This is a genomic window from Flavobacterium anhuiense, from assembly GCF_001705175.1.
GTDB lineage: Bacteria > Bacteroidota > Bacteroidia > Flavobacteriales > Flavobacteriaceae > Flavobacterium > Flavobacterium anhuiense.
Genome location: NZ_CP016907.1, coordinates 252958 through 273573, shown reverse-complemented (window position 1 = coordinate 273573; position 20616 = coordinate 252958). Strand labels below are relative to the sequence as shown.

The 20616-nt window shown below is 34.1% G+C and carries 21 protein-coding genes; 11 read left to right on the top strand and 10 right to left on the bottom strand.

What is annotated here, in order from left to right:
• The first annotated feature begins 3 nt into the window (after positions 1–3).
• Positions 4–414, top strand: coding sequence for a hypothetical protein (locus tag BB050_RS01165; RefSeq protein WP_066032289.1), 411 nt, complete (start codon positions 4–6; stop codon positions 412–414).
• Between the two features lie 140 nt (positions 415–554).
• On the opposite strand, the gene BB050_RS01160 is transcribed toward BB050_RS01165, so the two are convergent.
• Positions 555–992, bottom strand: coding sequence for a DUF4268 domain-containing protein (locus BB050_RS01160; RefSeq protein WP_066032288.1), 438 nt, complete (start codon positions 990–992; stop codon positions 555–557).
• Positions 993–1083: 91 nt separating this feature from the next.
• Between BB050_RS01160 and BB050_RS01155 the strand changes: the two genes are divergently transcribed.
• Positions 1084–1728, top strand: coding sequence for an NUDIX hydrolase (locus BB050_RS01155; RefSeq protein WP_066032287.1), 645 nt, complete (start codon positions 1084–1086; stop codon positions 1726–1728).
• A gap of 132 nt (positions 1729–1860) precedes the next feature.
• Positions 1861–2670, top strand: coding sequence for a lysophospholipid acyltransferase family protein (locus BB050_RS01150; protein ID WP_008462498.1), 810 nt, complete (start codon positions 1861–1863; stop codon positions 2668–2670).
• Between the two features lie 238 nt (positions 2671–2908).
• Here the strand turns inward: BB050_RS01150 and BB050_RS01145 are convergent, their stop codons facing one another.
• From BB050_RS01145 to BB050_RS01135, 3 genes are all read right to left on the bottom strand, one after another.
• The gene (locus BB050_RS01145) at positions 2909–3541 is read right to left on the bottom strand and encodes a hypothetical protein (protein ID WP_008462499.1); all 633 of its coding nucleotides are present in this window, start codon (positions 3539–3541) and stop codon (positions 2909–2911) included.
• 7 nt (positions 3542–3548) lie between these two features.
• A complete protein-coding gene (locus tag BB050_RS01140; protein ID WP_008462500.1) occupies positions 3549–4043 on the bottom strand; it encodes an RNA polymerase sigma factor in 495 nt (164 codons plus the stop codon).
• Positions 4044–4196: 153 nt separating this feature from the next.
• A complete protein-coding gene (locus BB050_RS01135) occupies positions 4197–5258 on the bottom strand; it encodes a DUF3810 domain-containing protein (RefSeq protein WP_066032286.1) in 1062 nt (353 codons plus the stop codon).
• A 178-nt stretch (positions 5259–5436) separates the two neighbouring features.
• Between BB050_RS01135 and BB050_RS01130 the strand changes: the two genes are divergently transcribed.
• Positions 5437–6897, top strand: a complete 1461-nt coding sequence (locus BB050_RS01130; RefSeq protein WP_066032285.1) for an aminoacyl-histidine dipeptidase — start codon at positions 5437–5439, stop codon at positions 6895–6897.
• Positions 6898–7011: 114 nt separating this feature from the next.
• On the opposite strand, the gene BB050_RS01125 is transcribed toward BB050_RS01130, so the two are convergent.
• The 4 genes from BB050_RS01125 to BB050_RS01110 form a co-directional block, all read right to left on the bottom strand.
• Positions 7012–7791: a carboxypeptidase-like regulatory domain-containing protein gene (locus BB050_RS01125; protein ID WP_008462503.1), complete on the bottom strand. Its 780-nt coding sequence runs from the start codon at positions 7789–7791 to the stop codon at positions 7012–7014.
• A gap of 245 nt (positions 7792–8036) precedes the next feature.
• Complete coding sequence (locus BB050_RS01120) at positions 8037–9941, bottom strand: DEAD/DEAH box helicase (RefSeq protein ID WP_066032284.1); 1905 nt, start codon at positions 9939–9941, stop codon at positions 8037–8039.
• 203 nt (positions 9942–10144) lie between these two features.
• Positions 10145–10723, bottom strand: a complete 579-nt coding sequence (locus BB050_RS01115) for a non-canonical purine NTP diphosphatase (RefSeq protein WP_066032283.1) — start codon at positions 10721–10723, stop codon at positions 10145–10147.
• Entirely contained in the window at positions 10689–10976 is a 288-nt protein-coding gene (locus tag BB050_RS01110; protein ID WP_236940449.1) for a ribosomal maturation YjgA family protein, read from the bottom strand. The genes BB050_RS01115 and BB050_RS01110 overlap by 35 nt, the downstream gene beginning before the upstream one ends.
• 410 nt (positions 10977–11386) lie before the next feature.
• Here BB050_RS01110 and BB050_RS01105 point away from each other — a divergent pair, with 410 nt between their 5' ends.
• From BB050_RS01105 to BB050_RS01095, 3 genes are all read left to right on the top strand, one after another.
• On the top strand, positions 11387–12565 hold the full coding sequence (locus BB050_RS01105; protein ID WP_066032282.1) for a glycoside hydrolase family 88 protein: 1179 nt from the start codon (positions 11387–11389) through the stop codon (positions 12563–12565).
• Positions 12566–12571: 6 nt separating this feature from the next.
• Entirely contained in the window at positions 12572–12979 is a 408-nt protein-coding gene (locus BB050_RS01100; RefSeq protein ID WP_066032281.1) for a hypothetical protein, read from the top strand.
• A gap of 265 nt (positions 12980–13244) precedes the next feature.
• Complete coding sequence (locus BB050_RS01095) at positions 13245–13673, top strand: hypothetical protein (protein ID WP_066032280.1); 429 nt, start codon at positions 13245–13247, stop codon at positions 13671–13673.
• Between the two features lie 53 nt (positions 13674–13726).
• Here the strand turns inward: BB050_RS01095 and BB050_RS01090 are convergent, their stop codons facing one another.
• Both BB050_RS01090 and BB050_RS01085 read right to left on the bottom strand, forming a co-directional pair.
• A complete protein-coding gene (locus BB050_RS01090; RefSeq protein ID WP_066032279.1) occupies positions 13727–15241 on the bottom strand; it encodes an FMN-binding glutamate synthase family protein in 1515 nt (504 codons plus the stop codon).
• A 35-nt stretch (positions 15242–15276) separates the two neighbouring features.
• Positions 15277–16059 carry an NYN domain-containing protein gene (locus BB050_RS01085; RefSeq protein WP_008462511.1) on the bottom strand — a complete coding sequence of 261 codons (783 nt, stop codon included), beginning with the start codon at positions 16057–16059 and terminating at the stop codon, positions 15277–15279.
• Between the two features lie 200 nt (positions 16060–16259).
• On the opposite strand from BB050_RS01085, the gene BB050_RS01080 reads away from it, so the two are divergent.
• The 4 genes from BB050_RS01080 to ric all read left to right on the top strand — a co-directional run bounded on the left by BB050_RS01080 (position 16260) and on the right by ric (position 20342).
• Positions 16260–16709: an RrF2 family transcriptional regulator gene (locus BB050_RS01080; RefSeq protein ID WP_066032278.1), complete on the top strand. Its 450-nt coding sequence runs from the start codon at positions 16260–16262 to the stop codon at positions 16707–16709.
• Between the two features lie 21 nt (positions 16710–16730).
• Positions 16731–17258 carry an azurin gene (gene azu / locus BB050_RS01075; RefSeq protein WP_066032277.1) on the top strand — a complete coding sequence of 176 codons (528 nt, stop codon included), beginning with the start codon at positions 16731–16733 and terminating at the stop codon, positions 17256–17258.
• A 92-nt stretch (positions 17259–17350) separates the two neighbouring features.
• The gene (locus tag BB050_RS01070; protein WP_066032276.1) at positions 17351–19585 is read left to right on the top strand and encodes a nitric-oxide reductase large subunit; all 2235 of its coding nucleotides are present in this window, start codon (positions 17351–17353) and stop codon (positions 19583–19585) included.
• 25 nt (positions 19586–19610) lie between these two features.
• Positions 19611–20342 (top strand): iron-sulfur cluster repair di-iron protein, encoded by a 732-nt coding sequence (ric, locus tag BB050_RS01065; protein WP_066032275.1) that lies wholly within the window; start codon positions 19611–19613, stop codon positions 20340–20342.
• Positions 20343–20616 lie beyond the last annotated feature (274 nt).

The following is a 20616-nucleotide window of genomic DNA, read 5'->3' as shown; positions in this document are numbered from 1 at the left end:
TTTATGAATTCCATACGCCCCTACATATTGTTATTGTTTTTGACTTTTGGATTGCAAGAGCTTCAAAGTCAATCTTATCATTTTAAAACGTCAGGTTTTAGTGTTTTAGAAAAAAATGAAAGAGGAAAATGGGGAGAATGGTCTAATCTCGATTTGGTAAATCTCTCGGTGGTTTTAGACACTAATAAACATAGAATTGTAGTCTATTCGCAAGAAATTCAATTATACAATATTTTAGATTATATCGAAAGAGAAGAAAACGATACCGATATTGTATATTCTTTTATATGTAAAGACAACGACGGAAAAGAATGTAAATTATCTATTATAACCCGAAAAAAGCAAGATTATAGAAAACAGCTTTACATCAATTACGACGATCATATTATTGTTTATAATATTATTACGGTGTAAAAGTTTCTGAGATACTAAGATACTAAGCTCTAAGTTTTTTAGATTTAACAAAATAATAAACCCGACAGATTTAAAAACCTGTCGGGTTTGCTATATAATCTTAGTGTCTCAGAATCTTAGAAACTTAGCATCTTAGAACCTCAATTCTCCACATCCTTAATAAACTCATCATATTCTAAATAGAACATTTCTAGGGCGTGCATGTTTTCGTTGAAGAAATCAAAAATTGCATCCCAAGTATTTTTATTGCTGAAACCAACGCCAGTTTTTTCAACCCAGATTCTGCTGATGGTTTTGCCGTTTTCAAGAGTATAATTTTTTTCGAAAACCAAATCTTTGATGAATTCTTCTTCGAGAATATTTTTTAAAGCTTCAAGTTTTTCAAAATAAGCGATACGTTTTTCATCGCTTCGATGTTCAATATCAATTAAAACCTGAGCCTTTTTATTGTCAACATAAAACTTAAAAGAGAAATCTTTAATTTTTGTGTCATAAAGCACCCATTTGCGAGGATATTTCTCGGCAAATGTTACCCAAAATTCTCTTTTTATTCTTTGTGATTCTTCTTTGCTGTACATTTTTTAGGCTTTAATAACAGAAAACTTGTGGTACTGCGTTTTCTAGAGTATATTTATGTTTTATTTGAAAATACAAAAATAAGCTTTGATTATGAATTTTCAAGACTTTTTGAAATATGTTCCCAATATAATTCCAGTAGAGCTGCCAGCAGTAACTTCACATTTAAAAATGGCTCCAAAAGAGCGTATAGAGGGATTAAAAAATCTTGATATTGAAGCATTAAACGCTAGAATGGCGGGAGTAATGATGCTGTTTTATCCCAAACAGGGAAAAACGCATCTGGTTTTGATTGTTAGAAATGCTTATGACGGAGTTCATTCAGCTCAGATTGCATTTCCAGGCGGGAAATACGAGAAGGAAGATTTAAATTTTGAAACTACAGCGCTTAGAGAAACCCATGAAGAAGTTGGAATTACGAGTGATAAAATAGACATTGTTAAACATTTTTCACCGATGTATATTCCGCCAAGCAACTTTTTGGTGCATCCGTTTTTAGGAATTGCCAAAGAAGAGCTTTCTTTTTATCCTGATATAAGAGAAGTTGCCGGAATTATCGAACTGCCTTTATCTGTTTTTTTAAATGATGATATTATTATCGAAGCCAGATTATCAACTTCTTATGGAGCCAATATTTTAGTTCCTGCCTTTAATATTCAGAATCATGTTGTTTGGGGAGCCACGGCAATGATTTTGAGTGAATTGCGAGATGTTTTAAAAGAAGCGATGGTAAAATAAATTTGATAAAGTTTATTTAACGATTTGATATTCATTTGAATATCGCTTAATTCGAGAAAATGTTTTAAAGTGTTGCTAAAAGAATAATTTTTGTATGTTTGCGACCTAACAAAAAAATAAGATAAATTAGTTATGGGATTGTTTAAACGAAATCCTTTTGGGCATATATTATTCATCAAGAAATGGTTGATCCGAGTTCTAGGTGCCATGACTCATAAGAGATATAGAGGTTTTAATGAATTACAGATTGAAGGATCTGAAATTATTAAGACACTTCCAGATACTAATGTTTTGTTTATTTCCAACCACCAAACTTATTTTGCAGACGTTGTAGCGATGTTTCATGTCTTTAATGCCAGTTTATCAGGACGTCAAGACACGATTAAGAATATTGGTTATTTGTGGCAGCCCAAAATGAATATTTATTATGTGGCGGCAAAAGAAACGATGCAGGCTGGTTTACTGCCAAGAATTTTGGCTTATGTAGGCGCCATTACAGTTGAGAGAACTTGGCGATCAAAAGGTGTTGATGTGACCGAAAAAAGAGAAGTGAATCCGAATGATACTGAAAACATTAGAATTGCGCTTGAAGATGGTTGGGTTATTACTTTCCCGCAAGGAACGACAAAATCATTCAAACCAGTTCGTAAAGGAACCGCTCATATCATTAAACAACACAAACCAATCGTTATTCCTATTGTAATTGATGGTTTCCGTAGATCATTCGACAAAAAAGGACTTCGAATGAAGAAAAAAGGAATTCTGCAATCTTTCATCATCAAAGAACCCCTTGATATTGATTATGAAAATGATACCATTGAACAAATCGTTGAAAAAGTAGAATACGCCATCGAACAGCACCCTTCATTTTTAAAAGTTATTCCAGCTGAAGAAATAAAAGCGCAAGAAGAACTGAATAAAATGAGACAATGGGATTACTAGAGTTTTGTTTCAGGTTTAAAGTTTAAAGTTTAAAGTTTAAAGTTTGCTTTGTCTGGCTGAGCGAAGTTGAAGCTTACGTCAAACTTTGTGCCCTTCGACTTCGCTAAGGGTGACAAATCGATTTTGTATCAAGTTTTCAAGTTTTATCAGTTGGAATTTGGAATTTTATCTTTGGAATTTCAGAAAAAAAGCTTAGACCCGATAGCTATCGGCATAGCGTCTCAGAACCTTAGCAACTTTAAAAGTCAATCTTCTTCAACTCCTTATAATTTGCGTACAATCGTCTTAAAAGCGTTCCGTAAATAATTCTGTAGAAACACCAGAACAATCCGAAGAAGCCTAATATCACTAGGAATAATATCCCGATTGTAACAAACATGGCTTTTCCGTTCATGGCTAATTTTTCTCTTAGAAATTCCATGTCTGGATTGTAAACAAATGCAATAAAGAAGCTTAAAATAGCTGTTATAACAATCATTCCTAGATTATACCAAACATAATATTGAACCGTTTTGCGGGTTCTTAAAATAGCACTCATTAATGATTTTGTGGCTATGGTGGTCGAAATTGTTTTGTAATTTTTATAGAAAATGTAAACAAAAATCAGTACGACAACATAATTAAAGTACGTTAGAAACTCTAAAGCGGTTACAATTTCAGGGTGATTCATTTTATGCAATACGTCGTCTGTATTGATGAATAAATTTGAAAATGTCCAAAACGAAATTTCCAAAATACTGATAATCAAAATCCATTTTACAATGGAAGATGACTTTCTGTGAATCATCTTATAGATTTCGTTTTCAGAAATTTGTTGAAAAGAATCAGAGTTCTTTTGCCAATCTTTTTTTAATAAATCCAGTTCTTTCATAATAATTTTAAGGATTTAGTATTTTTTTAAGTTTCCCCTTAATTCTGTTCATTTTCACGCGCGCATTCACTTCGCTGATTCCTAAGGTTTCAGCTATTTCTTGATAATCTTTGTCTTCTAAATACATAAAAACTAATGCCTTTTCAATGTCATTCAATTGATAAACTGCTTTGTACATCAGTTTAATCTGTTCCTCTTCCTCATAATTGTAGTCAACATCTTTTACAAAATGCTGATGGTTTTCATAATCTACGGTCGAAATAGTTCTTTTGGTTTTGCGGTATAAGGTAATTGCTGTGTTTAAGGCAACACGATATGTCCAAGTCGAAAATTTACTGTCGCCTCTAAATTTTGGATAAGCTTTCCAAAGCTGAATGGTAATCTCTTGAAACAGGTCTTTATGAGCATCTTCTCCAGCAGTATATAATCTACAAATCTTGTGGATTATATTCTGATTTGCCTGCAGCTGCGCAACAAATGACTGTTCTAGATTTTCGCTCATAATGTATTAGTAGTTATGAAATCATTTTTGTTACAGTTGATGGTTTACTTTTTGCCACGAATTTCACAAATTTCCCGAATTACTTCTCAAACAGAATAGATTAAAGTTGAGTTTTTTAAAATTTGTGCTAATTGGTGTAATTCGTGGCAAACTTTATAGTTCTCTTGTTTTGTAATAATTAATCATGAGGTCAATAAACCTGCTGTAGCTTTCCATGCCATCTTTCTGGTTATTTGATTTCAGGAAATTATCGTATAAAAAATGAAAACCTTTGTCTATAAAAGTGTCGTATTTTTTCCAGAAATCTTGACTTTCCTGATAGTTTTTTAAAATTCCAGTATTTACTTGCTTTTTTAAAATTTCAAAAATTTTCTCGTTTTTAAATTTCCATATTCCAAGGCAATAACGCAAAGCAAAACTGTATCCTGAATATTGAAAATACAAATTATCGTTTTTCACAGATGCCAAAACGCCAATAAAATTACATTCGTTTTCGCTCGCAAAACCTATCTGATGTGCCATTTCGTGAGAAGAGGTAAGAGGGAAAGAATACATTGGAAGTAAATTGTTTACTTGTGCCTCGTTTGTAAACGGATTAAGATAACCTCCAAATCCCATATAAGTTAAGGGAAGACTGAATAATGATTTTTTAACGCTTAAAGTCTCGTACTTAAAATACGAATGTTCTCGAGCAAGATTATCATATCCGTTTATATTCATTTTAAAAACTTCTTCTTGAGAATAAGGAAGCTGAATTTTTTCGTTTTTATCTTTTGTGATTTTAAACTGAATTTCATTGGTTTTTATAATTAGTTTTTTGGTAAAGGCCAATAAATCTGCATCGCTATATTCTCTTTTGATATTCATTTTTTGAGAAAGGGGCTCACGATAATAATTGAAAGCCCAAAGTAGATGGAACAAAAAGTAATAAATAGAAATTTTGCCTACTATTTTTAAAAGATGATCTTTCCAGTCTGTTTTCCATGTCTTTCTGATTCTCCAAAACCAGCTGATCATAGAAATGATTAAGAGTCCATAAAAAAAGTCGCCAACAGAAAATGGAATTTTGCCTAAAAGCATTCTTGAAAAATGTGAAATCCTGATATATAAATTTTTGCTGTAGAAGCCCTCCACAAAATCTGGAAAGTAAACAAGAATTTTATAAAAAATAATTTGAACTATAAGAAATAAAGGTAAAATGTATTTTGATTTCACGGCGCAATTTTTAGATACGTAAATATAAATACAATTATTTATAACTAAAAAGAATAGTATTTTGGGGTTTTGATTTTAAAGCCGATAATTTGTGCTAATTCGTGCAATTCGTGGCAAAAAAAGCAATTAAACTTTGTAACTTTGAAGCTCTTAATTGTTAAACATCAAACAAAATATAATGAGTCAAGAAGTAAGAAATCTGGAACCAAAAGCACTTTGGAACAAATTCGCAGATTTAAACGAAGTTCCTCGTCCATCCAAGAAAGAAGAGCGTGTCATTGAGTTTATGAAAAACTTTGGAAACAGCTTAGGTTTAGAAACTTTCGAAGATGAAATTAGAAACGTAATCATCAGAAAACCGGCAACTCCAGGGATGGAAAATCGTAAACCAATCGTAATGCAGGGGCATTTAGATATGGTACACCAAAAAAATGCAGATACAGTTTTTGATTTTGATACACAAGGAATTGACATGTATGTTGATGGTGACTGGGTTCGCGCTCGTGGCACAACACTTGGAGCTGATAATGGGTTAGGAGTGGCGACTATTATGGCTATTCTGGAAAGCAAAGATATTCCGCACCCAGCAATAGAAGCATTGTTTACTGTTGACGAAGAAACTGGAATGACAGGAGCTTTAAACTTAAAAGGAGGAATTCTGCAAGGTCAGATTTTATTAAATTTGGATACTGAAGAAGACGATGAAATTGATATTGGGTGTGCTGGCGGAATTGATGTAACAGCAACAAGAACGTATCATGAAGAAGAAGTTCCAGAAGGTTCTGTTGGATATACTATTACAGTAAAAGGCTTAAACGGAGGACATTCAGGAATGGACATTCATAAAGGTTTAGGAAATGCCAATAAAATCATGAACCGTTTGTTGTTTGATGGTTTTGAAAACTTCGGGTTGCAGATTGCTGAAATTAACGGAGGAAGTTTGAGAAATGCAATTCCAAGAGAAAGTTTTGCAAAGGTTATCATTTCTCAGATGTTTGATGAGGCTTATGTGTATGATATGCAGGAAATCATTTCTGATATCAAAGCCGAATACAAAACAACGGAGCCTAACTTGACTATTGAAATCGTAAAAAGTGAATTGTCTGAAAAAGTAATGGATTTAGGAGTTCAAGAAGGGATTATCAGAGCGATTTATGCAGCTCAAAATGGAGTGTATAAAATGAGTGCTGATATGGCTGATTTGGTTGAAACTTCAAATAATATTGCTCGTGTTGTTATTAAAGATGGAGAGATCTTAGTAGGATGTTTGACGCGTTCTTCTGTTGAATCTTCTAAATTTGATTTGGCTAATTCGTTACGTTCTGCGTTCGAATTGGTGGGATGCGAAGTAGAACTTTCAGGTTCGTATCCAGGTTGGACTCCGAATGTGAATTCTGAGATATTAGAAGTTTTAAAAGGCATTTACGAAAAACAAAATGGCGAACAGCCAAAAGTTGTAGCTTGTCACGCAGGTTTAGAATGCGGAATTTTAGGAACAAATTATCCTGATATGGATATGATTTCTTTTGGACCGACAATTCACGGAGCGCACTCTCCAGATGAAAGAGCAAGTATTTCATCGGCACAAAAATATTGGAAATTTGTATTAGAAATTCTTGAGAATATACCAGTTAAATAGTTTTCAGTCGCAGTCTCAGTATTCAGTTCGTAGAACTGTTAAACTGAGACTGTCAACTGCGACTAAAAAAAATCCTCAATCTTAAATTGAGGATTTTTTTATGATAAAATATTATTAATTTCTTTTTAAGACTTTATACTGTTCGTAACAAGCGCTTATCGCATCCATAATCTGAAGGTCGTTTGCTGTCTGGATGAAAGAATCAGAATAGTTGCAGCGGTGCATAATTTCGGGGATTTCATCCTTGCTTACTCCTAATAGTACAGCAACTGTTTCGCGGTCATATTTGGACTCCAAGAGTGTTCGTACGGTATCGTCCTTTTTCATCTCTTTAAGTTTCTTGAGTTCTTTACCATTTTTTCCAAAGAAATTGTAGAGCATATCGGCGGGGTTAAAAATCGAACCGAGGACTTTCCCAAAAGCATTTGGAGCATATTCACCAGCTTCGTAACCTTGCGTAAGTCCAGAAATGCTGTAACGATAGTTTTCTTTTGTTGGAATTAATTTAGAATCAATTTCAAGATATCCTGTCAGAGAGAAAGGAGCAATGACAACTTCTTCCAAAGCAATTGCTTTTTCGGTAAGCTGAATTCTCGTTACTTTATTTTTTATCCAGTCATTTGTGACTCTAATTCTTAATGATTGAAATCCTAGAATAGAAAAATGTAGTGTATCATTGACTTGCACGTCAATTTCAAAATACCCTTTTTCGTCAGATTTTGCACCTCGTACTTTGTTGGTGTTAATGATGTTTACGCCGGCAAGAGGCTGTTTGCTATCATCATTAATAACATAACCTGAAACTCTTTGAGGAACTGTCGGCTGTTGCTGTGTATCTTGCGCAAAACCAATGCTAGCGAAAAGTGTAAAAAAGAAAATTGCGAAATATTTCATATCCTGATTTAAAGCTCTAAAAGTAGTAAATAGGGATTAAATATCTCGCAGTCTTGGAATTTAATTATAAGAAAATTAACAAAGGCAGTAGTGTTGCTTTTTTAGGTTAAATAAAAATGAGTAGTGAAGGTTATGTTTAGATTACAGAAGCGATTTACGAAAAATAAAATTTTTTGACATAAAAAAAAATCCCAAATTCCAAGTAATATGGAATTTGGGATTTTGTATTTAAAGAAATTGAAATATTAATCTCTTCTTGATCTTCTTGGTCTTGAACTATCTCCAAAGTTTTCAGAACGTCTTGGAGCTCTATCTGAACCACCCTCACTTCTTGGAGCAGAGCTTCTAAAACCGCCTTCTCTTCTTGAAGATGAGCTTCTGTCGCTTCTGAAACCTCCATCACGTGAACCTCCATCTCTAGAAGAACTTCTGTCGCTTCTGAAACCGCCTTCACGTCTTGGAGCGAAGTTTCCTTCTCTTCTTCCAGAATCACGTCTTCCGCCACGGTTGTTGTGATCACGTCTTCCGCCACCATCATTTTTAGAAATCTCAACATTGATACGACGGCCTTCTAATTGAACGTTGTTTAAAACGTCCATTACTTTGTCTGTATGCTGTGGATCTGTGTTAAAGAAAGAGAAACCTTCTTTTACATCTACTTTAAAGATATCATCACGACCTAAGTCTAATGTTTCTTTCAAGTAATCTTTTAATGACATCCAGTCGAAGTTGTCTCTAGAACCAATGTTTACAAAATAACGAACTGCTCCATTATTACTGAATTCTCTTGGTTCAGAATCACCTCTTTCACGTCTCTCACCAGAAGATTGAACAGAAATATCTCTATTCTTTTTGTAGTAAGTGATGAAACGGTTAAATTCTACTGAAACCATTTTCTTAATCAACTCTTCTTTAGATAAATCTTCAAGAACGTTGTTGATTGCTGGTAAATAGTTGTCAATTTCGTGATCAACCTCAGTATCTTTAATTTTGTTAGCTAAGTGCAATAACTGAATTTCGCAGATTTCAATTCCAGATGGAATAGTTTTTTCAACAAACTTTTGTTTGATGATTCTCTCAATAGTTGAAATTTTACGTAACTCGCTTTTTGTAACAATTACAATAGAAGTACCTAATTTTCCAGCTCTACCCGTACGTCCAGAACGGTGGTTGTAAGTTTCAATCTCGTCAGGCAATTGGTAGTTAACAACGTGAGTTACGTTATCAACGTCAATACCACGTGCAGCAACGTCAGTAGCAACAAGCATCTGAATTTGTCTTCCACGGAACGATTTCATTACACCATCACGTTGCGCTTGAGATAAATCTCCGTGTAACGCAGCGGCGCTATAACCATCTTCAATTAACTTCTCTGCGATAGCTTGAGTGTCTCTTTTTGTACGACAGAAAACTACAGAGAAAATGTCTGGATTAGCATCAGCTAAACGTTTTAAAGCTTCATAACGGTCACGAGCATTTACTAAATAAAATTCGTGAGATACTGTTGATGAACCTGAATTTTTTGTACCTACAGTAATTTCTAATGGATCGCTCATGAATTGTTTTGCGATTCTAGCCACCTCTTGAGGCATAGTTGCAGAGAACAACCATGTGCTTTTTTCGTCTGGAGTATCTGATAAAATAGATACGATATCATCATAGAATCCCATGTTTAACATTTCGTCAGCCTCATCCAAAACACAGTAATCTATGTTTTTAATGTTTACTAGACCTCTGTTAATCATGTCTTGCATTCTTCCTGGAGTTGCCACAATGATTTGTGCACCTCTCTTTATTTCTCTTGCTTGTTCTGTTATACTAGCTCCTCCGTAAACTGCTACCACATTAATACCTTTTTCGTATTTTGAGTAGTTTTTAAGTTCGTTAGTAATCTGTAAACATAACTCGCGTGTTGGCGATAAAACTAATGCTTGTGTATTTCTGTTGTCGGCATCAATTTTTTGAATTAGCGGAAAACCGAAAGCTGCCGTTTTCCCTGTCCCTGTTTGAGCCAACGCAACCATATCCGTGTCTTTTTCCAATAATAGGGGAATCGCCTTTTCCTGTACCTCTGACGGATTTTCAAATCCTAGATCTAAAATCGCCTTCAGTAACGATTCATTCAATCCTAATTGTTCAAATTTATTCATATGTGTTTTAAAATAGGGTGCAAAATTACTGTTAATTATTCAGATATACTAATGCGTTTTTAATAATTATGTATTTATTAATAATTGATTATCAAAAAGTTACAGTTTTATTAAAATAAATTTTTGCAAGAAATGCGGAAACAAGCAAAAAAATACGTCGCGAAATGTAAAATTTGGCCTCTAAAATGTTGTATTTTAAACAATTATTTTGTGGTGTTCAGAAAATCAATGAGTTGCTTAACAGCTTTTCCGCGGTGACCTATAGTGTTTTTGGTAGCTAAAGGCAATTCGGCAAAGGTTTCATTGAAATTTTCAGGCTTAAAAATAGGATCGTAACCAAATCCATTTGTTCCTGTTTTTGTGAATGTAATTTCTCCTTTTGCAATTCCGGTAAACAAATATTGTTTTCCTTTTAAGTTTAAAGTAATAACGGTCTTGAACTGGGCGCTGCGATTTTCCTTATTTTTTAAAGCCTCCAAAAGCTTGTTCATGTTGTCATCTGCATTTTTTTGCTCGCCCGCATAACGCGCAGAATAAACTCCAGGTTCGCCATTTAAAGCATCTACTTCTAGACCTGTATCATCTGCAAAACAATCGTAACCATATTTTTGAGTTACATAATCAGCTTTTAAAATTGCATTTCCTTCTATGGTGTCTGCTGTTTCAGGAATGTCTTCAAAACAATTAATATCTTCTAAACTTAATATTTTAATGCTTTCTGGAAGCATACTTTGAATTTCTGCGATTTTATTTTTGTTGTTTGATGCGAAAACGAGATTCATTGTGGTAGTATTTTAAAAATGATTTTTCAATAATAAAGGTAAGTGAAATTCCGAATGTATAGGCCAAAATATCCGACCATAAAAATCCTTGACCTAAAACATATCTTCCAAAAAGTGTTTTTCTAAGTTCAACAATCCAATTGCCTTGATAAAGTTGTAAAAACTCAATTCCATAACAAATAAAAAGGGAAAGTAGTATTACCAACCAAAACTTTTTTGATGGAAAGAAAATTCTAACTAAAAAGTAAATCATTACAGCGTAAAGAAAATCGCCGATCCATAAAGGGATAAAAGGAATTTTTCTTGACAGTACTCCGAGGAAAATGATGGTTAGAAAGATTAGAAAATAGTTGATTCTGGTTTTGTTCAAGTTGAGATTAGGTTTTGGTTAAAGCAAATTTAGGATAAATTTTTAAAAGAAATTAAGCCTCGTTTGTCATTCCGAGGAACGAGAAATCGCACTCGCAGATCGACAAAGATTGGCGAATTACTTTGGGGAATTTCTCGTGTGATTCCTCGTTACTCGGAATGACAAACTAAATCTTATGTCTTAAAATAGTGTATCAATAATCCATTTTTAGGTAACAAAAAATACAAAACCTGAATAGCGTCACTTTATTTTATACATTTATCAGTTAATTAATTATCTATCAAAATAACCACATGAAGGCAAAATTTTTTACCCTGATTGCAGCTTTATTTCTATTAGGAAATCAAGGCTATTCCCAAAAAAACAATTCATTTAATATTAAAAAGCAATTGGATTATTGCGCAGAACAAGCTTCTAAAACTTTAAAAGTGATTCCAAATGACGGAACTTCCCCTAGAACAGTTCCTAATGGAAGCAATGAATGGAAATTTGTTGGCTATAAAGATTGGACGAGCGGTTTCTGGCCTGGAGAACTGTGGTTTTTGTACGAAGCAACCAAAGACAAAAAATGGGAAAAAGAAGCTGATAAATTCAGTCGCTTTTTAACGCCACTTTCTACCAGCAAAGCAGGTGATCATGATTTAGGATTTCAGATTTTTAATAGTTTTGGAAACGGATACAGATTGACTAAAAATCCAGAGTACAAACAGATTATTTTAAGAACTGCAGATACATTGGCGACGCTTTTTAATCCGAAAGTGGGAACAATTCAGTCTTGGCCTCATAATAAAATGGGAGGACATAATACTATTATTGATAATATGATGAATTTGGAGCTTTTATTTTGGGCTTCTAAAAATGGTGGAAGCAAGAAACTTTATGATATTGCTGTAAAACATGCCGAAACCACAATGGCAAATCATTTTAGACCAGATAATACTTCGTATCATGTTATTATTTACGATTACGAAACAGGAAAAAAGATAAAGGGAAGAACCGCCCAAGGTTACAGTGACGACAGTATGTGGGCTCGCGGTCAGGCGTGGGCGATTTACGGTTTTACAATGACGTACAGAGAAACAAAAGATGCTAAGTTTTTAGATTTTGCCCATAAATTGGCACGAGTTTATTTGGATAAATTAACTACAGAAGATTTGGTGCCTTATTGGGATTTTAATGCGCCAAATATTCCTAATGAACCAAGAGATGCTTCGGCTGCAGCCATTGTTTCATCTGCACTTTTAGAATTAAGTTCGTACACAAAAGATAAGAGTTTGAAAGCGGAATACTTAACAAAAGCTAAAAAGATGATTGTTTCGCTTTCTAATAATTATCAAAGCCATGATGTAAATTCAGCATTTTTATTGCATTCAACAGGTCATAAACCTGCAAATAGTGAAATAGATTGCTCTATAAATTACGCAGATTATTACTATCTTGAGGCGTTATTAAGACTTCAAAAATTAAAATAAAAGATTATGCTAAAGAAAATAAGCCAGATTGCCTTTGCAATAATGATAGTGTTGACGCTTTTAAGCTGTAAAAATACCAAACAGAAACTTCAAGAGTATGTTGTTACGTACAACAAAACGATTGCTCCAAGTTTTAGAGCTGATAATGTTACACTTACCACAGCAAGAGGTTATATTAATGATAATAAGATTGAATTGCGATTTGAAACTGATTTAGAGCAAAATGAAGCTAACAAATCGGCATCTATTATTTCTTTTCCAAAATTGATAAAAGTAATGATAGATAAAGACGAAATTCCAAGACAATTGATTGAGGAAGGAGTACAGTTTGACGTTTATTTTCTAGCAGACGATAATACGGTTTTAGACAAAGAAACCTTAACAGGGGAATCTCTTAAAGATTTTTTGAAATAAGAAATCACATTTTTGCAAAAAACAGATCATTTTGATTCTTACATATTAAAAGTCTCTTTAAATAAATTTTAAAGAGACTTTTTTGTATTTAAGACCAAAAATTAATTGTAAATGAAACTTTTTTATTCTTACAAATAATCCTTTTTTAAGAATATAATTGGTTTGTTTTCAAATATTTGTGTGTGCTTTTTTGTAATTGAATGTTGTTTTTATGTTATGAATTAATTATGTTTGAGTTAAAAAATAACTATTAAACCAAAGAATTATGAAAAAAATTACCCAAATCGCATTTGCACTTGCTTTTGCATTATTTTTAGTCAGCTGTAAAAATACAAAGCAGAAAATACAGGAGCATGTAAGCAATTATAACAATTTATCTTCGATAAAAGGGAGTGGCATTACCAGTACAACAGCAAAAGCTTTTCTGGATGACAATAAAATCGAAATCAGAATTGAAACTAATTTAGAAGAAAACGATGCCAATAAACTAGCCTACAAAGAATCTTTTCCAGATTTATTGAAAGAGATGATCAAAAACGATCAAATTTCTCCTTCTTTGATTGCCGAAGGGGTAAAGTTCGATGTATACTTCTTGGCTTATAATAATGCTATTTTAGCACAGGAATTAGTAGATCAAGATGAATTGGCAGTTTTAGAAGGAACTGCAAAATCAAAAGAAACAGCAAAATTGTAATTAAAATAGATTTTAAGAAAAAGCCTCTTCAATTTTGAAGAGGCTTTTCTGTTTTATGAGAATTGAGTAACGTTTTTCAAGTTATCTGGGAAATAGAGTTCTGATAAGTTAGTGAACTCGTCTCCACGCATAAAAATATTGATGTCTACATCTGCAAATGATGTTTTTCCAGCGGCAGCCAAAAGTTCATTAGCGGCATGCAAAGTATTTTTATGAAAGTGGTACACTCTTTCAGATTTATCTGTTACAACCAAACCTTTCATAAGCATTTTGTTTTGTGTTGCCACCCCAGTCGGACATTCGTTATTATGGCAGCGTAATGCTTGAATGCAGCCAAGAGAAAACATAAATCCTCTCGCGCTGTTGCACATATCTGCTCCAAGAGCAATGGCATGCAAAATAGAATATCCAGAAATGATTTTTCCGCTTCCAATAATGCGCATTTTATCGCGGATGCCTAAACGCACTAAAGTTTTGTTTACGAAAATCAAGGCAGGTTCAAAAGGCATTCCGACACCATCAGCAAATTCAAGCGGAGCAGCACCCGTTCCGCCTTCAGCTCCATCAACGGTAATGAAATCTGGGTAAGTATCTTCATTAATCATTTCTTGACAGATAGCTTCGAACTCAGCTGTGTTCCCAATACATAATTTGAATCCGATAGGCTTTCCATTAGATAAATCACGTAATTGCTTAATGAATAGTATTAAGCCTTTTGAATCAGAAAAAGCATGATGTCCAGGAGGAGAAAGAATCATTGTATGTGGCACAACTCCTCTAATTTTAGCAATCTGCTCTGTATTTTTTTTCGCAGGAAGAACACCTCCATGACCTGGTTTTGCTCCTTGAGAAAGTTTAATTTCAATCATTTTTACATTTGGCAGGTTTGCTTTTGCTGAGAAATTTTCAGGACTGAAATTTCCTTCTGCATCTCGGCACCCAAAATATCCTGTTCCAATTTGCCAAGTAATATCACCGCCACCTTCCAAATGGTAGTCGGTTAAACCGCCTTCTCCGGTATTTTGGTAGAAATTCCCTTTTTTCGCTCCGATATTGATGGCGCGAACGGCATGCTCGCTCAATGATCCAAAACTCATTGCAGAGACGTTAAACAAAGAAGCAGAATAAGGCTGTTTGCAATCTTTTCCGCCGACTAATACGCGAGGCAGTTCTTCGTTTACTTTCGCTGGAAAAATAGAGTGTTTTATTCCTTCGTAATTTTCTGTGTTTAAGTTTAATTGTGTACCGAATGGAGTGCTTGAATCAATATTTTTGGCTCTTTGATACACTAATGAGCGCTGATTTCTTGAAAAAGGCTTTCCATCAGTAGATCTTTCGATAAAATACTGCTGAATCTCAGGCGCAATCATTTCAAATAAGTACCTGAAATAGCCTAAGACAGGAAAGTTTCTTAAAATAGCATGTTTTTCTTGAGATGCGTTGTAAATTCCCACAATTAGCAAAATCGGAAGAATAATTACGAGTAAATAGCCTCGTCCGGTGTAATAATAAATTGCGGCAACAATTATAAACAATAAGAATCCGTAAATAAAGAATTTTTTTCTCATGTTTTTAAAAAATTAATAGGTAATAAATGCGATAATTAGTTGAATCTTAAACGGACATAGACGTGTTTGATTCCTTTTTTGTCCGACTCTCTTTCGTCAATTTCCAAAATATCGGTAAGCGATTTAAGCATAGGAGTAAGTTTAGAATAACCATAATTACGAGGGTCAAATTCAGGTTTTTTCTTCACGATCAGATTGCCGACATCTCCTAAGAATGCCCATCCATCATCGTCTTCAATATCTTCAATCGTAGATTCAATCAATTCGATTGTTTGTTTGTCAACTTTATGAAGCGCTTTTTCAGCAGGCTTTTCGACAATTTTCTTGGTGTCTGCAGCGACTACCTCTTTTGGTTTTTTCTTTTGAGTTGCGCCGTCCAAAACTTCAATATAAATAAATCGATCGCAGGCTACAATAAACGAATTTGGCGTTTTCTTTTCTCCAATTCCAATTACTTTCATGCCTGATTCACGAAGTCTTACAGCAAGTCGTGTAAAATCGCTGTCGCTAGAAACGATGCAAAAGCCATCTAATTTTCCAGAATAAAGCAAATCCATTGCGTCAATAATCAAAGCAGAATCTGACGAATTTTTCCCAACTGTATAGCTATATTGCTGAATAGGAGTGATAGCATGTTCCAATAAAACGCCTTTCCAGCCATTCGCATTTGGTTTGGTCCAATCGGCATAAATCCTTTTCGTGGTTGGCGTTCCTAGTTTTGCAATTTCTTCCATCATACCTTTTACATTGCTATAAGGCACATTGTCTGCATCAATAAGAACTGCCAGTTTTAAATCTTTTGAATTGCTTAAAGGCATTTGTTAAATATTTAAGTTTTAATACTCTCAAAGTTAAAATTAAAATTGGTTTTTATAAGAATTGAATGGTGAATATGTGTTGTTATTAGTACTAATTAGTTTCATTATAAATAATTTTCTGCCCTTTTACAATTAATTAAGGATAAATTTGTCTTTTATATAAAACCTGTATATCTTTGTTGAGAATTAATTAAGGATGTATGTTTTCAAAAGCGTGTGAATATGGAATAAGAGCTTCAATATTTATTGCAACCAAATCTTCTAAAGGAATAAGAGTTGGAATAAAAGATGTTGCGAAAGAAATTGATTCGCCAGAACCATTTACAGCCAAAATTATGCAGATTTTGACCAAAAATGGCATTATTCATTCAGCAAAAGGAGTAGGTGGCGGATTTGAAGTTTCGCCAGAAGCATCAAAATCTGTAAAATTAATTCAGATTGTAGACGCTATTGATGGAAATAAAATATATAGCGGTTGTGGAATAGGGTTAAAAGAATGCTCAGAAGAACATCCTTGTCCAGTTCATCACGAATTCAAGAAAATACGAGGTTTGCTTTTAGAAATGTTGACTAAAACAACCTTAGAACAGCTTGCTTCAGATGTGAAATCGGGAGATTTCTTTTTGAAAACATTAAACATAAACGAATAACATTAATAAATTATCATAAAAATGAATACGAAAACCAAAATTTCAGTATTAATCCTAATGGGATTTTTAGCGGTTACTTCTTGCGGAAAAAAAGAAACAGCTCCAGCGGAGTCGACAGAAACAACTGAAGCTTCTACTGAAGGTGAACAAGCTCCGACAGTTGCTCCAGCAGAAGAAAATGTTTTAGTTATTGAAGGGAATGACCAAATGCAGTTTAATACAAACGAATTGAAAGCTGTTGCAGGGAAACCAATCAAATTGACTTTGAAACACGTTGGTAAAATTCCGAAAGAAGCAATGGGACACAATTTAGTGATTTTACAAGAAGGAACAGACCAAGCTGCTTTTGCTTTAAAAGCTAATGATGCCAAAGCAACTGATTATATTCCGGAATCTGAAAAAGCTTCAATCATTGCACACACTAAATTAATTGGTGGCGGAGAAGAAGATACAATCGAGTTTACAATTGATAAAAAAGGATCATATCCATTTATTTGTTCTTTCCCTGGGCACGTAGCTATGATGAAAGGCGTATTAATTGTTGAGTAAATAATTTAAAGCTCCAAATGCTGTAACTGGCTTTGGAGTTTTTTTAAAAACTAATAAAGGATAAAAATGTCTTTTATTGAATAAATAGAATAATGAAAAGAGAAAAAAAACTATGGCTGGTTTTCGCATTGGTAATGAGTGTTTCATTTGCAGTGTTGGGTTATTATGGTTACGAGATTTATCAGCAGGCACCGCCCGTTCCAAAAGAAATTGTGACCGATTCTGGAAAGGTTGTTTTTAGCGAAAGCGAAATTAAGGACGGACAAAATATCTGGCAAAGTATAGGTGGCCAGGAAGTGGGATCTATCTGGGGACACGGTGCTTATGTGGCTCCAGACTGGACCGCAGATTGGCTCCATAGAGAAGCTGTTTTTATATTGGATATTTATGCCAAAAAAGACTTTAATAAAAAATATGAAGAATTGGATGCTGAAAAACAATCGTCTTTAAAGATCCGACTTCAGAAAGATTTAAGAACCAATCGTTACAATGCTGACACTGGTGTGCTTACCATTTCTGAAAATCGTTTGGCTGCGATTGAGCATTTAAGCGAATATTATAAAGGTCTTTTTACGAATGATCCTCAATTTGATAAGTTGAGAGAAGAATATGCCATTCCGAAAAACTCTATTACAGATGTAGAAAGAATGCATAAAATGAATGCTTTTTTCTTCTGGGCAACTTGGGCAACGGTTACCAATCGTCCTGACGGAGATATTTCGTATACGCACAACTGGCCATCAGATGAATTGGTTGGGAATAAAGCGACAACAGAACTTTTAGCTTGGTCTGGAGTAAGTATTATTTTATTGATTTTGAGTGTTGGAATCTTAGTTTTCTATCATGCAAAATCTGGTGAAGAAGAGGGGTTTCCCCTTCCAAAAGAAGATCCGCTTATTAAACAAGGCAAAACAAAATCTATGGGATTGGTAACCAAATATTTTTGGATAGTAAGCTTGCTGATGGTTTTACAAATGGTTTTCGGAATTATTACTGCGCATTATGGAGTGGAAGGAAATGGTTTATACGGAATTCCGATTGATAAAATCTTGCCTTATGCTGTAACGCGAACATGGCATACGCAATTGGCCATTTTCTGGATTGCAACGGCTTGGCTGGCAACAGGATTGTATATTGCTCCAGCAGTTTCTGGTAAAGATCCTAAATTTCAATGTTTTGGAATCAACTTCTTGTTTATTGCTCTTTTAATTATTGTTTTAGGTTCAATGGCTGGACAATGGTTTGGAGTAATGCAGAAATTAAATTTAGTTCAAAATTTCTGGTTTGGACACCAAGGTTACGAATATGTTGATTTGGGTCGTTTCTGGCAGATTTTCCTTTTAGTTGGACTGTTTTTGTGGTTGGCTTTAATGATTCGTCCTTTGCTTCCTGTTTTGAAGAAAAAAACAGAAGAGAAAAACCTAATCATTTTGTTCCTAGTTTCTTGTACTGCAATTGCCATGTTCTACGGAGCAGGATTAATGTGGGGAAGACAAACCAACTTAGCCATTGCAGAATATTGGAGATGGTGGGTAGTTCACCTTTGGGTTGAAGGTTTCTTTGAAGTTTTTGCAACAGTTGTAATTGCGTTCTTGTTTGTTCGTTTGGGATTATTAAAAACGAAAACAGCAACTTTAAATGTACTTTTTGCAACCATTATTTTCATGTCTGGAGGTATTTTAGGAACATTCCATCACTTGTATTTCTCAGGAACGCCAACAGCAATTATGGCTTTAGGAGCAACATTTAGTGCGCTAGAAGTTGTGCCTTTAACTTTAATCGGATTTGAAGCGTATCAAAACTATAAAATTTCAAAATCGACACAATGGATTGCCGATTACAAATGGCCAATTTACTTTATGATTTCTGTAGCGTTTTGGAATTTCCTTGGAGCCGGAATTTTCGGATTCATTATTAATCCGCCAATTGCCTTGTATTATGTTCAAGGGTTAAACACAACGCCTTTACACGGACACACAGCTTTGTTTGGAGTTTATGGAATGTTAGGAATTGGTCTGGTATTATTTGTATTGAGAAGTTTATACCGAAATGTGAGCTGGAATACCAAACTGCTTAAAATCACTTTCTGGTCTTTAAATATTGGTCTTTTTCTAATGGCTATTTTGAGCTTATTACCAATTGGAGTTTGGCAGGCAATTGAAAGCATTAATCACGGTATGTGGTATGCTCGTTCATCAGAATTAATGCAGCAGCCAACGATGATTACTTTAAAATGGCTTCGTGCAATTGGAGATTCAATTTTCGGAATCGGGTTCATAACAATGGCTTGGTTTGTATTTGAACTGACATTAAAAAACAAAAAGTAAAACACAAAAATATAAATTGATTATCATGGAAAATTTAAAAAACAAAACAATAGGATCGTTTGTAGCTGAGGATTTTAGAACAGCCGCAGTTTTTTCAAAATATAGAATAGATTTTTGCTGCAAAGGAAATCGAACAATAGCAGAAGTTTGTGAGAAACAAAATATAGATGCCAATGATTTATTACAAAATGTGCTGCAAGTTGTACAATCGGAAAATAGCGGGAGCATTGATTTTAACTCATGGCCATTAGATTTATTGGCAGATTATATTGAGAAAACGCATCACCGCTATGTGGAAGAAAAAATGAATGTTTTACTTCCTTTTTTAGATAAATTATGCAAAGTTCACGGAGCAAATCACCCAGAATTATTTAAAATAAACGAATTGTTTATTGGTTGTGCTGGCGAATTATCTCAGCACATGAAAAAAGAAGAATTGGTTTTATTTCCTTTCGTGAAAAGAATGGTGAAAACCAAAGAATCTGATGGGGTTTTATCTCAGCCTTCTTTCGGAACAGTTTCGAATCCAATTGCAATGATGATGCACGAACACGATAATGAAGGCGAGCGCTTTAGAGAAATTGCTGAATTGACAAATAATTACACTCCGCCAGCAGATGCTTGCACGACTTACAGAGTGACTTTTGCGATGCTGAAAGAGTTTGAAGCAGATTTGCACAAACACATTCATTTGGAAAACAATATTTTATTTCCAAAAGCGGTGACTTTAGAAAAAGACTTTGTAGAAGTAGAATAAAGGTTAATTTTAATAGTGGAAAAGCACCGATAAAATATCTAAACATGATAGTTATCGGTGTTTTTTATTTTAAGAAAACTTATATTTAATGGATTGAACTCAAAATTAAACACATAGAAACATAGATTTTTGATTTTGAAGCTTTTCGACAACGTTTGTTATTTCGAGGAACGAGAAATCTTCGCAAGTAACTCCTTTGCTAAAAGTCAATCTTTGTAGAGCTTCTCGTGAAGATTTCTCGTTCCTCGAAATGACAAGATTGTGTAGAAAATGT